Here is a 15,045-nt window from a genome sequence, read left to right on the forward strand (position 1 = left end):
GTGACTGACTGATAGATAGAAAGGAAAGCCGATCGATGCCCCAGGTGGATCCCGAACTCTTCGACCGTGGCCAGTTCCAGGCCGAACTGGCATTGAAGGCAAGCCCCATCGCCGCCTTCAAGAAGGCCATCCGCCAAGCCCGCGAGGTGCTCGATGCGCGCTTTCGCAGTGGCCGGGATATTCGCCGCCTGATCGAAGACCGCGCCTGGTTCGTCGATAACATCCTGCAAAAGGCCTGGGAGCAGTTCAATTGGAGTTTCGACGCCGATATCGCCCTGGTGGCGGTCGGCGGCTACGGTCGCGGCGAACTGCACCCCTACTCCGACATTGACCTGCTGATCCTGCTGGACAAAGCCGATCACGAGACCTTTCGCGATTCCATCGAGCGCTTTCTGACGTTGCTGTGGGACATCGGCCTGGAAGTCGGCCAGAGCGTACGCTCGGTGGACGAATGCGCGGAAGAGGCCCGTGCGGACCTGACGGTGGTCACCAACCTGATGGAAAGCCGCACCATCTGTGGCCCCGAGCGCCTGCGCCAGCGCATGCTCGAAGTCACCAGCACCGCACACATGTGGCCAAGCAAAGACTTTTTCCTGGCCAAGCGCGCCGAACAAAAAGCCCGGCACCACAAGTACAACGACACCGAATACAACCTGGAACCCAACGTCAAAGGCTCACCGGGCGGGCTGCGGGATATCCAGACGATTTTGTGGGTAGCGCGCCGCCAATACGGCACGCTGAACCTGCGCGCCCTGGCTGGCGAAGGCTTTCTGGTGGAGAGCGAAAACACTCTGCTGGCATCGTCCCAGGAATTCCTGTGGAAGGTGCGCTACGCCCTGCACATGCTGGCTGGTCGTTCCGAAGACCGCCTGCTCTTCGACCACCAGCGCTCTATCGCTACCCTTCTGGGCTTTGAAGGCGAAGATGCGAAGACCAGCATTGAAAGCTTCATGCAGCAGTACTACCGGGTGGTCATGAGCATTGCTCAGCTCAGCGACTTGATTATCCAGCACTTCGAAGAAGTGATCCTGGCTCCCGAAGATGAAGCGCCGCCGCAGCCGATCAACGCGCGTTTCCAACTGCATGACGGCTATATCGAAGCGCGTAACGACAACGTGTTCCGCCGCACACCGTTCGCCATGCTGGAAATCTTTGTGTTGATGGCCCAGCAGCCGGAGATCAAAGGCGTGCGCGCCGACACCATCCGCTTGCTGCGGGAAAACCGTCACCTGATCGACGACGACTTTCGCAACGATATCCGCAACACCAGCCTGTTTATCGAGCTGTTCAAGTGCCGCATCGGCATCCATCGCAACCTGCGGCGCATGAACCGCTACGGCATTCTCGGGCGCTACCTGCCGGAGTTCGGCTTTATCGTCGGGCAGATGCAACACGACCTGTTCCATATCTATACCGTCGATGCCCACACCCTGAACCTGATCAAGCATCTGCGTAAGTTGCAGTACACCCAGGTGTCAGAGAAATTCCCGCTGGCCAGTAAGCTGATGGCCAAGCTGCCCAAGCCCGAGTTGATTTACCTGGCCGGCTTGTACCACGACATCGGCAAGGGCAGGCATGGCGACCACTCGGAGATCGGCGCGGTCGATGCCGAAGCCTTCTGCCAGCGCCACCAGTTGCCGGTGTGGGACAGCCGCCTGATTGTCTGGCTGGTGCAGAACCACCTGGTGATGTCGACCACGGCCCAGCGCAAGGACTTGTCCGACCCGCAGGTGATCCACGACTTTGCCGGCATCGTCGGCGATGAAACCCGCTTGGATTACCTGTATGTGCTGACCGTCTCCGACATCAACGCCACCAACCCGACGCTGTGGAACTCCTGGCGCGCCAGCCTGTTGCGCCAGCTGTACACCGAGACCAAGCGCGCCCTGCGCCGTGGCCTGGAGAACCCGGTGGACCGCGAAGAGCAGATCCGCCGTACCCAAAGCGCAGCCCTGGATATCCTGGTGCGCGGCGGTAACGACCCGGACGACGTCGAGCAACTCTGGTCGCAACTGGGTGACGATTACTTCCTGCGCCACACCGCCGGCGACGTGGCCTGGCACAGCGACGCGATCCTGCAGCAACCCGCCGATGGCGGCCCGTTGGTCCTGATCAAGGAAACCACCCAGCGCGAATTCGAAGGCGGCACGCAGATCTTCATCTACGCCCCCGACCAGCACGACTTCTTTGCCGTGACCGTGGCGGCCATGGACCAGCTCAACCTGAACATCCACGACGCCCGGGTCATCACCTCCAGCAGCCAGTTCACCCTCGACACCTACATCGTGCTCGACACCGACGGCGACTCAATTGGCGATAACCCGGCGCGGGTGAAAAAGATCCGCGAAGGTCTTACCGAAGCCCTGCGCAACCCCGACGACTACCCCACCATCATCCAGCGCCGGGTGCCGCGCCAGCTCAAGCACTTTGCCTTTGCGCCCCAGGTGACCATCTCCAACGACGCACAGCGACCGGTGACGGTGCTGGAGCTCAGCGCACCGGATCGCCCGGGCCTGCTGGCACGCATCGGCGGGATTTTCCTGGAGTTCGACCTGTCGTTGCAGAACGCCAAGATTGCGACCCTGGGCGAGCGTGTGGAAGACGTGTTCTTTATCACCGATGCCGATAACCAGCCGCTGTCCGACCCGCAGCTGTGCCTGCGCTTGCAAGCGGCGATCGTGGAGCAATTGAGCGTGAGCCAGGAACCCGGCGTCGAGCTGACACGCCTGACCATTTGAATTCTTAACTTTGTGAACAGGAGTCATGTGGGAGCTGGCTTGCCTGCGATGCAGACACCTCGGTGCGTCAGGTCGACCGCAGTGAGGCCATCGCAGGCAAGCCAGCTCCCACAGGATCCGCGCTCACCGTGACAGAGGCTTATATGAACAACGCCCTTAACCAGTTGCAGCCCTACCCCTTCGAGAAACTGCGCGCTCTGCTCGGCAGCGTGACGCCGAACCCGGACAAGCGCCCGATTGCGCTATCCATCGGCGAGCCCAAGCACACCTCACCGGCCTTCGTTGCCGAGGCCTTGAGCAATAACCTCGATCAAATGGCGGTGTACCCCACCACCTTGGGTATTCCGGCCCTGCGCGAAGCCATCGGCGCCTGGTGCGAACGTCGCTTCAACGTGCCCAAGGGCTGGCTGGACCCGGCACGCAACATCCTGCCGGTCAACGGTACGCGCGAGGCGCTGTTTGCCTTCACCCAGACCGTGGTCAACCGTGGCGACGACGCGCTGGTGGTGAGCCCCAACCCGTTCTACCAGATCTACGAAGGCGCCGCGTTCCTGGCCGGGGCCAAGCCGCATTACCTGCCGTGCCTGGACAGCAATGGCTTCAACCCGGACTTCGACGCCGTCTCCCCCGACATCTGGAAACGTTGCCAGATCCTGTTCCTGTGCTCCCCAGGCAACCCGACCGGCGCGCTGATCCCGGTCGACACCCTGAAAAAACTCATCGCCCTGGCCGACGAATATGACTTCGTCATCGCCGCCGACGAGTGCTACAGCGAGTTGTACTTCGACGAGCAAACCCCACCGCCGGGCCTGCTCAGCGCCTGCGTCGAGCTGGGGCGCCAGGACTTCAAGCGTTGCGTGGTGTTCCACAGCCTGTCCAAGCGCTCCAACCTGCCAGGCCTGCGCTCAGGCTTCGTGGCCGGCGACGCCGAGATCCTCAAGGCCTTTTTGCTGTACCGCACCTACCACGGCTGCGCGATGCCCGTGCAAACCCAGCTTGCAAGCATTGCGGCCTGGCAGGACGAAGCCCACGTACTGGCCAACCGTGACCTGTACCGCGAGAAATTCGACGCGGTGCTGGCGATCCTCAAGCCGGTGCTGGACGTGCAAAGCCCGGACGGCGGCTTTTACCTGTGGCCGAATGTAGAGGGTGACGACGCCACTTTCTGCCGCGATTTGTTCGTGGAAGAACATGTGACGGTGGTGCCGGGCTCTTACCTGTCGCGCGAAGTGGACGGCTTTAACCCTGGCGCGGGGCGTGTGCGCCTGGCATTGGTTGCGCCGTTAGCCGAATGCGTGGAAGCGGCTGAGCGGATTCGCGACTTTATCCAGCGTCGCCGTTAAGGGCCTACCGGTCACTTCATGTGACCCAAATTCGCCTCGCTCATATCCAACTCCGCCAACACCTCCCTCAACACGTCATCACCAATCTGGTGATGACGGCTCAAGCTGTACAACTCCAACCGTTGCGCGCGTAGGGCCTTGAGCCGCAGCTTGCGCTCCAATTGGTCCATCTGCAGCGCCAGCGCCTGGGCTTCAGCCGAATCATTAAACACGTCCAGTTGATGACGATACTCCGCCATCAGCCGCGCCTTGAGCTCGGTGGCCAGTGCCGCTTGAGCGGCGTCCGGTGTTTCGGCTTCAGCGGGTTCCTGGGCCTCCAGTGCATGGATTGCAGCCACGGCGGTCTTTTTCCAGGCCTCGCGCACTTCGTTGTGGCGTTTTTCATCCGGGCCTTTTTCGACGCCACGCAGCAGTAACGGCAGCGCGATGCAGGCAGCGACCAGCGACAGCAGGATCACCCCGGCAGCGATAAAGATCAGCAGGTCACGCTCAGGGAAATCCTGGCCCGGCGCCAGCAACAAGGGCACCGACATGACGCCCGCCAGGGTCACCGCTCCGCGAACACCGCCGACGGTCAGTAACCAGCAGGAGCGGGCCGTCGGCACCAGGGTCAGCGCGCTTTTGCCACGCAGCCTGCGCAGCAACCCCGACAGCCGCCAGATGCTCTGCACCCAGATAAAGCGCAATACCACCAGCACCAGGAAGATCGCCACCACATCCAGGCAGCGATACATCAAGGTGGGCCACAGCGTGGTTTCATGACTGACCACAGCCTTGATGATGTCCGGCAATTGCAGGCCGAGCAGCAGGAAAATCAGGCCATTGAAGGCAAACTCCAGCAGCGACCAGACGCTGCGGTTGAGCAAACGCGTGCTGGTCTGGCGCGGCAGCAGGTCGAGCCAGCTTTGCATCATGCCCGCCGCCACCGCCGAGAGAATGCCGGACGCGCCCAGGCGTTCAGCCAGTACGTACGCAGCAAAGGGCAGCAGCAACATGAACACCACATGGGTCGCCGGGTCATCCCAACCGCGCGCGATCATCCAGGCGCGCAGGCGGCCGACCAGCCAGCTCAGCGCCACGCCGATCGCCAACCCACCCACTGCCACCAGTACAAACGTCAGGCTGGCATCCGCCAGGGAAAAGACCCCGGTCAACGCCGCGGCCAGGGCAAATTTGAAGGTCACCAGGCCCGACGCGTCATTCATCAAGGCTTCGCCCTGGAGCATGTGCATCAGCGGCTTGGGCAAACGATTCTGGGAAATGGCCGACACTGCCACGGCGTCCGTCGGGGATAAAACCGCTGCCAGGGCAAAGGCCACCGGCAAGGGGATCGAGGGCAGCAACCAATGAATAAAGTAACCAGCGCCCACCACGGTGAACAGCACCAGCCCCACCGCCAACGTCAGGATCGGACCACGCAGGCGCCACAACTCGCGCTTGGGCATGCGCCAACCATCGGAAAACAGCAGCGGTGGCAGGAACAGAAACAGGAACAGCTCCGGGTCCAGCGCCACATGCAGCCCCAACGTGGGCCAGGCCAGCAAGGCGCCGGCGGCGATCTGCACCAGGGGCAACGGCAGTGGGATGATGCGCCCGACCAGGCGCGAAAGGCTGACCAGCATCAGCAGGATAAGAACGGTGTAGGCGGTTTGCATAACGCGGGTTTCCCGGACAATCGACTTGCAACGACACATCAGGCAACAACTGGCCGTTGAAGTGCCATATTACCCGGCTATGTTACCTGGCTATGTTACTCGCCTATGCTGCGCACTGGCACTTTGCGCAAAAGTCGCACGCTATTGACGAGCGGCGCCGAAACCCGCTGGTCGTGGCATAATCGGCGATCTTTCATTTTCATACGTCCAAAGGGGGGCAATTCCTTGAGTGCTTCAAGCAAAACCTTGCACCTTTTCGGCATCAAAGCCTGCGACACCATGAAAAAGGCGCGCACCTGGCTCGATGAGCACGGGGTGAGCTATGAGTTCCATGACTACAAAACAGCCGGTATCGACCGCGAACACTTGACCCAATGGTGCAACGAGCACGGTTGGCAGGTGGTTTTGAACCGTGCGGGCACCACCTTTCGCAAACTCGAAGACGAACGCAAAGCCGATCTCGATCAGTCGAAAGCCATTGAATTGATGCTCGCACAACCCTCGATGATCAAGCGCCCGGTGCTCGATCTCGGTGACAGAACCCTGATTGGCTTCAAGCCAGATAGTTATTCGGCGGCCCTCAAGTAGGCCAGCCTTCCATTTTTGTAGAGGTAACAGCATGTCCAATTCCCTGTTCAGCCTGGGCTTCGGCGTCGGCACTCAGAACCGCCAAGGTGCTTGGCTGGAAGTGTTTTACGCACAGCCCTTGCTCAACCCGTCGGCTGAAATCGTTGCCGCCATCGCACCGATCCTCGGTTACACCGAAGGCAACCAGGCGATCACCTTCACCGTGAGCCAGGCCCTGCAACTGGCCGACGCGCTCAAAGGCGTCGATGCTACCCAGGCCGCCCTGCTCAGCCGCCTGGCCGAAAGCCACACGCCGCTGGTCGCGACCTTGCTGGCCGAAGACGCAGCGCTGACCTCCACGCCTGAGGCCTACCTCAAGCTGCACCTGCTGTCCCATCGCCTGGTCAAGCCCCACGGCCTGAGCCTGGCCGGCGTGTTCCCGCAGTTGCCGAACGTGGCCTGGACCAGCCAGGGCGCTATCGACATCAATGAACTGGCCGAGCGCCAACTGGAAGCGCGCCTGCGTGGCGACCTGCTGGAAGTGTTCTCGGTGGACAAGTTCCCGAAAATGACCGACTACGTCGTACCGGCTGGCGTGCGTATCGCTGACGCTGCTCGTATCCGCCTGGGCGCGTACGTAGGCGAAGGCACCACCGTGATGCACGAAGGCTTCGTCAACTTCAACGCGGGCACCGAAGGCCCGGGCATGATCGAAGGCCGCGTATCGGCGGGCGTATTCGTCGGCAAGGGCTCGGACCTGGGCGGCGGTTGCTCCACCATGGGCACCCTGTCGGGCGGCGGCAATATCGTGATCAAGGTGGGCGAAGGCTGCCTGATCGGCGCCAACGCCGGTACCGGTATCCCATTGGGCGACCGCAACACCGTGGAGTCGGGCCTCTACATCACCGCCGGCACCAAGGTTGCCCTGCTGGATGAGCAGAACCAACTGGTCAAGGTGGTCAAGGCGCGTGAGTTGGCTGGCCAGCCAGACCTGCTGTTCCGTCGTAACTCCGAGACCGGTGCCGTGGAGTGCAAAACCCACAAATCGGCCATCGAACTGAACGAAGCGCTGCACGCTCACAACTAAGCAGCCACTCGATGCCACTAGCGGGCCGCACCTTCGGGGGCGGCTCGCTTATACGAGTCTTGATCACCATGCTTGTGCCCTCCCCCTGGCGCGCCGATTTCCCGGCCATCGCCACCCTGCAACGGCAAGACCAGACCTATCTGGACAGCGCCGCCACCACGCAAAAACCCCAAGCCCTGCTGGATGCCATCAGTCATTACTACGCCAATGGCGCAGCCAATGTGCACCGTGCTCAGCATTTGCCCGGAGCCCATGCGACCCAGGCGTTCGAAGACAGCCGCAGCAAGGTCGCGCAGTGGTTGAACGCAGGTGACAGCGGGCAGGTCGTGTTTACCCACGGCGCAACCTCTGCGCTGAACCTCCTGGCCTATGGCCTGGAGCACTTATTCAATGCGGGCGATGAGATTGCCATCAGCGCCCTGGAACACCACGCCAACCTGTTGCCCTGGCAGCAATTGGCCAAACGCCGCGCACTCACACTGGTGGTCTTGCCTCTGGACGATGACGGCGTCATCGACCTGGACGCCGCGGCCAGCTTGATTGGCCCACGCACACGCTTGCTGGCGGTGAGCCAGTTATCCAACGTGCTCGGTGCCTGGCAGCCGCTGCCAGCCTTGCTGATGATGGCCCAGGCACACGGCGCCCTCACGGTGGTGGACGGCGCCCAAGGCATCGTCCATGGCCGTCACGACGTGCAGGCCCTGGGCTGCGACTTCTACGTATTTTCCAGCCACAAACTCTACGGCCCGGACGGCGTGGGTGTGCTGTATGGCCGTAATGAGGCCCTGCACCACCTGCGCCACTGGCAGTTCGGCGGCGAGATGGTGCAACAGGCCGACTACCACAGCGCCAGCTTTCGCCCCGCGCCGCTGGGTTTCGAGGCCGGCACTCCTCCGATTGCCAGTGTGATCGGCCTGGGCGCGAGCCTGGATTACCTGAGTTCACTGGATCCCTCGGCGGTGATCGCCCACGAAGCCGCCCTGCATGACTACCTGCTGCGTGGGCTTAAGGCCCGCAATGGCGTACGCGTGCTGGGATCGCCGCAGGTGGCGCTGGTGAGTTTTGTGGTGGCGGGCGTGCACAACGCCGACCTCGCCCACCTGCTGACCGAGCAAGGCATTGCTGTGCGTGCCGGTCACCACTGCGCAATGCCGCTGTTGAAGGCGATGAATCTGTCAGGCGCCATCCGCGTTTCACTGGCGCTCTACAACGATTCCGACGACCTGGAGCGCTTTTTTGAAGCGTTGGACCAGGCGCTGGACATGCTGCGATGAGCTTGCCGCTGGAGGCACACGCCGCACTGCAAGCCTTCCAGGCCATTGGCAGTTGGGAGCAGCGCGCCCGGGTGCTGATGCAATGGGGTGAACGCTTGCCCGCCCTGGCCGATGATGAAAAGGTCGACGCCAACCTGGTGCAAGGTTGCGAAAGCCTGGTGTGGCTGGTGGGGCGGTTGCAGGACGGCCATTGGCAGTTTACGGCGAGCAGCGAGGCGCGGATGATTCGTGGGTTGGTGGCGTTGCTGCTGGCGCGGGTCAATGGGCTGTCGGCTGATGAACTGCAAGCGGTTGACCTGCCTGACTGGTTCAATCAACTGGGCTTGTCGCGCCAGTTATCGCCGTCGCGCAGCAATGGCTTGAATGCCGTACTGCAACGCATGCGAGACCTGACGCGTACACAGAAATAATGTGGGAGCTGGCTTGCCTGCGATAGCGGCGAATCAGTCAGTATTTTCAGTGGCTGACACACCGCTATCGCAGGCAAGCCAGCTCCCACAATTTGGATCTATGTTCGGCAATGAGATTTAGCTGGGTTTGATGCGCTCCGACGGCCTGCGCACTCCCGCCACGATCTTGTCTACCGCCTTGGTGGCCGCCACCATGCCGAACGTGGCTGTGACCATCATCACCGCGCCAAACCCGCCCGCGCAGTCCAGCTTCACGCCATCACCGACAAAACTCTTCTGCAGGCAAATGCTGCCATCGGGCTTGGGATAGCGCAGTTGCTCGGTGGAAAACACGCACGGCACGCTGTAATGACGAGTCACGGTGCGCGAAAAACCATAATCGCGGCGCAAGGTAGAGCGCACTTTCGAGGCCAACGGGTCATTGAAGGTGCGGTTCAGGTCACACACCTGGATCAGCGTGGGGTCAATCTGCCCACCGGCGCCGCCGGTGGTGATGATCTGGATCTTGCGGCGCTTGCACCAGGCAATCAGCGCCGCCTTGGCGTTGACCGCGTCGATGCAGTCGATCACACAGTCGATAGTCGGCGTGATGTACTCGGCCATGGTATCGCGGGTGACGAAGTCTGCCACCGCGTGCACGGTGCAATCGGGGTTGATGCCGCGCAGGCGCTCAGCCATCACTTCGACCTTGGGCTTGCCCACGGTGCTGTCCAGGGCATGCAACTGGCGGTTGCTGTTGCTGACGCAGACATCGTCCAGGTCAAACAGCGAAATCTCACCCACCCCGCAGCGGGCAATCGCTTCTGCCGCCCAGGAACCCACGCCGCCGACGCCGACAATCGCCACATGGGCCGCTTTCAAGCGTTCCAGGCCCTCAAGGCCGTACAAGCGGGCAACGCCTGCAAACCGCGGATCTTCTGTACTCATCATCATTACCCCAAAAACCGGCGCGCATTATAGGGCTACGCAGCAGCAAGTTTTAAGCTACAAGTTACAAGTGAAGAACTTAGATGGAGTTTCGCAGACTAACGTCCGGCTTTTCTCTGTCTGCTGTACGCTCAGGGAAGCGCCAGTGTAGGATGCGCGCCGTTCGGCGCAGGCCGACACCTCTTTCGTTCCGCACCCTTTGGAACCCGACATAACCATGGCATCGCGTAAATTTGGACTCAACCTGGTGGTGGTGCTGGCAATTGCCGCGCTGTTCACCGGTTTCTGGGCGCTGATCAACCGCCCGGTCACCGCTCCCAACTGGCCCGATCAGATCTCCGGCTTTTCCTACTCGCCGTTCCAGCAAGGCCAGTACCCGCAGAAAGGCCAGTACCCTACCGACGAACAGATGCGTCAGGACCTTGCGATCATGAGCAAGCTGACGGACAACATCCGTACCTACTCGGTGGACGGCCCCCTGGGCGATATTCCCAAGCTGGCCGAAGAGTTTGGCCTGCGCGTGACCCTGGGGATCTGGATCAGCCCGGACCTTGAGCGTAACGAGCGGGAGATCCAGCGCGCTATCGAGATCGCCAACACCTCGCGCAGTGTCGTGCGCGTAGTGGTGGGCAACGAAGCGTTGTTCCGGGAAGAAATCACCCCCGAAGCCCTGATCGTGCTGCTCGACCGCGTGCGCGCCGCCGTGAAAGTCCCGGTGACCACCTCCGAGCAATGGCACATCTGGGAAAAGAACCCGCAACTGGCCAAGCACGTCGACCTGATCGCCGCGCACATCCTGCCGTTCTGGGAATACATCCCAATGGACAAGGCCGGCCAGTACGTCCTGGACCGCGCCAAGGACCTGAAGAAAGCCTTCCCGAAAAAGCCACTGCTGCTGTCGGAAGTGGGCTGGCCGAGCAACGGCCGTATGCGCGGCGGCAATGAATCGTCGCCGGCAGACCAGGCGATTTACCTGCGTACGCTGGTCAACAAGCTCAACCGCCAGGGTTACAACTACTTCGTGATCGAGGCCTTCGACCAGCCGTGGAAGGTCAGCGATGAAGGTTCGGCGGGTGCGTATTGGGGTGTATTCAACGCCGCGCGCCAGCAGAAATTCAATTTTGACGGCCCGGTGGTGGCGATTCCGCAATGGCGGGTACTGGCCATCGGTTCAGTGGTGCTTGCGCTGCTGTCCCTGACCCTGTTGATGATCGATGGCTCGGCCCTGCGCCAGCGTGGCCGCACCTTCCTGACCTTTATTGCGTTCCTGTGCGGGTCGGTGCTGGTCTGGATCGGCTACGACTACAGCCAGCAATACAGCACCTGGTTCAGCGTGACGGTCGGTGTGTTGCTGGCACTCGGCGCCCTGGGCGTGTTCATTGTGTTGCTGACCGAAGCCCATGAGCTGGCGGAAGCAGTCTGGACCCACAAGCGTCGGCGTGAATTCCTGCCCGTGGAAGGCGATTCGGACTACCGCCCGAAAGTGTCGATCCATGTGCCGTGCTACAACGAGCCGCCGGAAATGGTCAAACAGACCCTCGACGCGCTGGCCGCCCTCGACTATCCGGACTACGAAGTCCTGATCATCGACAACAACACCAAGGACCCGGCGGTGTGGGAGCCGGTGCGCGATTACTGCGAAACCCTGGGCCCGCGCTTCAAGTTCTTCCACGTCGCGCCCCTGGCCGGTTTCAAGGGCGGCGCGCTGAACTACCTGATCCCGCACACCGCCAAGGATGCCGAAGTGATCGCGGTGATCGACTCGGACTACTGCGTATCGCCCAACTGGCTCAAGCACATGGTGCCGCACTTCGCCGACCCGAAAATCGCCGTGGTGCAGTCGCCCCAGGATTACCGCGACCAGAACGAAAGCACCTTCAAGAAGCTCTGCTACGCCGAATACAAGGGCTTCTTCCATATCGGTATGGTCACCCGTAACGACCGCGACGCGATCATCCAGCACGGCACCATGACCATGACCCGCCGCTCGGTGCTCGAAGAGCTGGGCTGGGCCGACTGGTGCATCTGTGAAGACGCCGAACTGGGCCTGCGCGTGTTCGAAAAAGGCCTGTCTGCGGCGTACTACCACGACAGCTACGGCAAGGGTTTGATGCCGGATACCTTTATCGACTTCAAGAAACAGCGTTTCCGCTGGGCCTATGGCGCGATCCAGATCATCAAGCGCCACACCGCCAGCCTGTTGCGCGGTAAAGACACCGAACTGACCCGTGGCCAGCGCTACCACTTCCTTGCGGGCTGGTTGCCGTGGGTGGCCGACGGCATGAACATCTTCTTTACCGTCGGCGCCCTGTTGTGGTCTGCGGCGATGATCATCGTGCCGACTCGGGTCGACCCGCCATTGCTGATTTTCGCGATCCCGCCGTTGGCGTTGTTTGTGTTCAAAGTCGGCAAGATCATCTTCCTCTATCGTCGTGCGGTAGGTGTGAACTTGAAAGATGCGTTCTGCGCGGCCCTGGCCGGTTTGGCGTTGTCCCATACCATCGCCAAGGCGGTGCTGTATGGTTTCTTCACCACCAGCATTCCGTTCTTTCGCACGCCGAAAAACGCCGATAACCACGGCTTCTGGGTGGCCATTTCCGAAGCCCGCGAAGAAATGTTCATCATGCTGCTGCTGTGGGGCGCGGCGCTGGGGATCTACCTGGTGCAAGGCCTGCCGAGCAACGACATTCGCTTCTGGGTGGTGATGTTGCTGGTGCAGTCGCTGCCCTATGTGGCGGCGCTGATCATGGCGTTCTTATCGTCGCTGCCCAAACCTTCGGCGGCGCCCGAGCCCGCACCGGCGGCGTAAAAAGTGACGCAATGCACTAAACGGCGGCCCTTGGCCGCCGTTTTGCTATAAGATAACGGCCCTTTTGTGAGACTTGGCCTGGCCCAATTCTATGTGGGAGCTGGCTTGCCTGCGATACAGACGCCGCGGTCTGACAGGCACACCGCAGCGATGCTATCGCAGGCAAGCCAGCTCCCACATTGGAGTTGCGTCGCTCCAGGCTCTGTATTTCCACATTCGTCCTGCGCCCATCACACGCTTTCCGGAGTTCCCCCCATGACGGCCCATGCCGACCTTTCGCCGACCCTTAAACTGGCCATCGACCTGATCCGTCGCCCGTCGGTCACGCCGATCGACGCCGATTGCCAGAAGCTGATGATGCAGCGCCTGGGCGACGCCGGTTTTGCGCTTGAACCGATGCGCATCGAAGATGTGGACAATTTCTGGGCCACCCATGGCAAGCATGAAGGTCCGGTGCTGTGCTTTGCCGGTCACACCGACGTGGTGCCGACCGGTCCGGTACAGGCCTGGCAGAACGACCCGTTCGACGCGTTGATCGATGAAAACGGCATGCTCTGTGGCCGTGGCGCGGCTGACATGAAAGGCAGCCTGGCGGCGATGCTGGTGGCAGCGGAACGTTTCGTCACCGACTACCCGGACCACAAGGGTTCGGTCGCCTTCCTGATCACCAGCGACGAAGAAGGCCCGGCGCACCATGGCACCAAGGCGGTGATCGAACGTCTGGCCGCGCGCAAGGAACGCCTGGACTGGTGCATCGTCGGCGAACCGTCGAGCACGACCCTGGTGGGCGATGTGGTCAAGAACGGCCGTCGTGGCTCCCTCGGTGCCACCTTGACCGTGCGCGGTGTACAGGGCCATGTGGCTTACCCGCATCTGGCGAAGAACCCGATCCACCTGGCTGCGGCGGCCCTGGCTGAATTGGCTGCCGAGCATTGGGATGACGGCAACGCCTTCTTCCCGCCGACCAGTTTCCAGATTTCCAACCTCAATTCGGGTACCGGCGCCACCAACGTGATCCCCGGCGACCTGACGGCGGTATTCAACTTCCGCTTCTCTACCGAGTCCACCGTCGAGGGTCTGCAACAGCGGGTCGCGGCGATCCTGGATAAACATGGCCTGGACTGGCATGTGGACTGGGCGCTATCGGGCCTGCCGTTCCTCACCGAGCCGGGTGCGCTGCTGGATGCGGTATCTGCCAGTATCAAGGCGATCACCGGGCGTGAGACCAAGGCATCCACCAGCGGCGGTACCTCCGATGGGCGCTTTATCGCCACGCTGGGCACTCAGGTGGTCGAGCTGGGCCCGGTCAACGCGACGATCCACCAGGTCAACGAACGCATCCTGGCCAGCGACCTCGATGTGCTGACCGAAATCTACTACCAGACCCTGATCAAGTTGCTCGCCTGATGCTTGCCTGCCCCATTTGCAGCGCACCGCTCAATGCGGTGGACAGTGGCGTGGCGTGCCCGGCCGGGCACCGTTTCGATCGCGCGCGCCAGGGTTACCTGAACCTGTTGCCGGTGCAGCACAAGAACAGCCGCGACCCAGGCGATAACCTGGCCATGGTCGAGGCGCGCCGCGACTTCCTCAACGCCGGGCACTACGCCCCGGTGGCCAAGCGCCTGGCCGAACTGGCCGCCGAGCGTGCACCGCAGCGCTGGGTCGACATTGGGTGTGGCGAGGGTTACTACACCGCGCAAATTGCCCAGGCCCTACCCCACGCCGATGGCTATGCCCTGGATATCTCCAAGGAAGCGGTCAAGCGCGCGTGCAAACGCAACCCGGCGCTGACCTGGTTGATCGCCAGCATGGCCCGCGTGCCATTGGCCGATGCCAGCTGCCAGTTCCTCGCCAGCGTGTTCAGCCCGTTGGATTGGCAAGAGGCCAAGCGCCTGCTCAGTCCCGGCGGCGGTTTGATGAAGGTCGGCCCGACCAGCGGCCACTTGATGGAACTGCGCGAGCGTCTTTACGACGAGGTACGCGAGTATACCGACGATAAACATCTGGCCCTGGTGCCGGATGGCATGCACCTGGCACACAGTGAAACACTGGAATTCACCCTGAGCCTGGCCGAAGCCCAGGACCGCGCCAACCTGCTGGCGATGACGCCCCACGGCTGGCGAGCCAGTGCCGAGCGCCGCCACGAGGTGATCGAGGCGGCCGAGCCGCTGCAGGTCACGGTGTCGATGCGTTACGATTATTTCGTGCTTCAATGACTGACGTTCACCCACCCGC

General features: G+C 61.9%; 11 protein-coding genes. 9 read left to right on the forward strand and 2 right to left on the reverse strand.

All coding sequences use genetic code 11. The features are described from left to right. Window positions 1-35: 35 nt before the first annotated feature. Window positions 36-2,738 (forward strand): [protein-PII] uridylyltransferase, encoded by a 2,703-nt coding sequence (locus tag MHH62_RS09640; protein ID WP_014717230.1) that lies wholly within the window; start codon window positions 36-38, stop codon window positions 2,736-2,738. Between the two features lie 143 nt (window positions 2,739-2,881). Then, entirely contained in the window at window positions 2,882-4,081 is a 1,200-nt protein-coding gene (gene dapC / locus MHH62_RS09645; protein ID WP_020300963.1) for a succinyldiaminopimelate transaminase, read from the forward strand. 11 nt (window positions 4,082-4,092) lie between these two features. Here dapC and MHH62_RS09650 read toward each other — a convergent pair whose 3' ends face one another. After that, window positions 4,093-5,736: a Na+/H+ antiporter gene (locus MHH62_RS09650; RefSeq protein WP_014717228.1), complete on the reverse strand. Its 1,644-nt coding sequence runs from the start codon at window positions 5,734-5,736 to the stop codon at window positions 4,093-4,095. 225 nt (window positions 5,737-5,961) lie between these two features. Between MHH62_RS09650 and MHH62_RS09655 the strand changes: the two genes are divergently transcribed. The 4 genes from MHH62_RS09655 (at window position 5,962) to MHH62_RS09670 (ending at window position 9,074) form a co-directional block, all read left to right on the forward strand. Next, window positions 5,962-6,324: an ArsC family reductase gene (locus tag MHH62_RS09655; protein WP_014717227.1), complete on the forward strand. Its 363-nt coding sequence runs from the start codon at window positions 5,962-5,964 to the stop codon at window positions 6,322-6,324. Between the two features lie 31 nt (window positions 6,325-6,355). Further along, complete coding sequence (gene dapD, locus MHH62_RS09660; protein ID WP_014717226.1) at window positions 6,356-7,390, forward strand: 2,3,4,5-tetrahydropyridine-2,6-dicarboxylate N-succinyltransferase; 1,035 nt, start codon at window positions 6,356-6,358, stop codon at window positions 7,388-7,390. A 68-nt stretch (window positions 7,391-7,458) separates the two neighbouring features. After that, window positions 7,459-8,664, forward strand: a complete 1,206-nt coding sequence (locus tag MHH62_RS09665) for a cysteine desulfurase (protein WP_103451940.1) — start codon at window positions 7,459-7,461, stop codon at window positions 8,662-8,664. Then, window positions 8,661-9,074, forward strand: a complete 414-nt coding sequence (locus tag MHH62_RS09670; RefSeq protein ID WP_014717224.1) for a SufE family protein — start codon at window positions 8,661-8,663, stop codon at window positions 9,072-9,074. The genes MHH62_RS09665 and MHH62_RS09670 overlap by 4 nt, the downstream gene beginning before the upstream one ends. A gap of 117 nt (window positions 9,075-9,191) precedes the next feature. On the opposite strand, the gene tcdA is transcribed toward MHH62_RS09670, so the two are convergent. After that, complete coding sequence (gene tcdA / locus MHH62_RS09675) at window positions 9,192-10,007, reverse strand: tRNA cyclic N6-threonylcarbamoyladenosine(37) synthase TcdA (RefSeq protein ID WP_032873074.1); 816 nt, start codon at window positions 10,005-10,007, stop codon at window positions 9,192-9,194. A 211-nt stretch (window positions 10,008-10,218) separates the two neighbouring features. Here tcdA and MHH62_RS09680 point away from each other — a divergent pair, with 211 nt between their 5' ends. The 3 genes from MHH62_RS09680 to MHH62_RS09690 all read left to right on the forward strand — a co-directional run bounded on the left by MHH62_RS09680 (window position 10,219) and on the right by MHH62_RS09690 (window position 15,026). Further along, entirely contained in the window at window positions 10,219-12,810 is a 2,592-nt protein-coding gene (locus MHH62_RS09680) for a glycosyltransferase (RefSeq protein WP_168223763.1), read from the forward strand. A 255-nt stretch (window positions 12,811-13,065) separates the two neighbouring features. Beyond that, complete coding sequence (gene dapE / locus MHH62_RS09685; protein ID WP_339232865.1) at window positions 13,066-14,217, forward strand: succinyl-diaminopimelate desuccinylase; 1,152 nt, start codon at window positions 13,066-13,068, stop codon at window positions 14,215-14,217. Then, the gene (locus tag MHH62_RS09690; protein WP_014717221.1) at window positions 14,217-15,026 is read left to right on the forward strand and encodes a putative RNA methyltransferase; all 810 of its coding nucleotides are present in this window, start codon (window positions 14,217-14,219) and stop codon (window positions 15,024-15,026) included. Before dapE ends, MHH62_RS09690 begins: the two co-directional genes overlap by 1 nt. The last annotated feature ends 19 nt before the right edge of the window (window positions 15,027-15,045 follow it).

Origin of the sequence: Pseudomonas sp. FSL L8-0168, assembly GCF_037976155.1 — a bacterium.
In the GTDB taxonomy this organism is placed as follows: domain Bacteria; phylum Pseudomonadota; class Gammaproteobacteria; order Pseudomonadales; family Pseudomonadaceae; genus Aquipseudomonas; species Aquipseudomonas paracarnis.